Source organism: Dietzia sp. NPDC055877 (assembly GCF_053615975.1).
Map to the genome: position 1 here is coordinate 1 of NZ_JBSHCV010000050.1, position 1,079 is coordinate 1,079.

The following is a 1,079-nucleotide window of genomic DNA, read 5'->3' on the forward strand; positions in this document are numbered from 1 at the left end:
GTTGGTGAGTTCGGCTGACAGGTGAAGGCCTCCGGTTGTGAAGTGGAGCTGTCTAGTTCTTCGCTTCACAAACCAGGAGGCCTTCGTGTCCCACGCTAACGCGACCTTGACCCCGCGTACCCGTTTGCGGTTGGCAAAGCTGATCGTCGACGACAAATGGACCTACGCCGCGGCAGCAAAAATGTTCATGGTCGCGCCCCGCACGGCTAAGAAATGGGCTGACCGATACCGGTCCGAAGGCCCAGCTGGCATGGCCGACCGCAGCTCCAAGCCCCGCACGAGTCCGAACCGCACCCGCCCTGAGATGGTGCGCAAGATCGTGCGACTGCGCTGGCGAAACCGACTCGGTCCGATCCAGATCGGCGGCCGGCTCGGCATCCCGGCCTCGACCGTGCACGCGGTACTCGTGCGCTGCCGGATCAACCGACTCTCGCGAATCGACCGGGTCACCGGTGAACCCCTGCGCCGCTACGAACACCAGCGGCCCGGCTCACTGATCCATGTCGATGTCACCAAGTTCGCCAACATCCCCGACGGTGGCGGCCACCGCTTCGTCGGCCGGCCACAGGGCGGAAAGAACGCCAGAGCCACGGCCCACCGCACCGGCGAACGAGGACGTCAATACAGGCCCAAAATCGGGACCGCATACGTGCACACCGTCATCGACGACTACTCCCGCGTGGCCTACGCCGAGATCCACACCGACGAAAAAGGCGCCACGGCCGTCGGCGTCCTTGAACGCGCGGTGGCCTGGTTCGCCGACCGAGGCGTCACCGTAGAGCGGGTGCTCTCCGACAACGGCTCGGCCTACATTTCTCACGATTGGCGCAAGGCCTGCACGAACCTAGGAATCACCCACAAGCGCACCCGGCCCTACCGGCCCCAGACCAACGGCAAGATCGAGCGATTCCACCGCACCCTCGGCGACGGCTGGGCCTACGCCCGCTTCTATGACTCCACCGAAGCCCGCAACTCACGACTACCGTCCTGGCTGCACTTCTACAATCACCACCGAGCCCACTCCGCCCTCGGAGGCCAGCCACCGGTCACCCGACTGACCAACCTCCCTGGACATCACA

Annotated in this window: 1 protein-coding gene; it reads left to right on the forward strand. The window is 64.9% G+C overall.

The window, feature by feature from the left end:
- Positions 1 to 85 precede the first annotated feature (85 nt).
- The coding region (locus ACWGLC_RS17790; protein WP_452101100.1) for an IS481 family transposase at positions 86 to 1,079 on the forward strand (994 nt) is incomplete at its 3' end.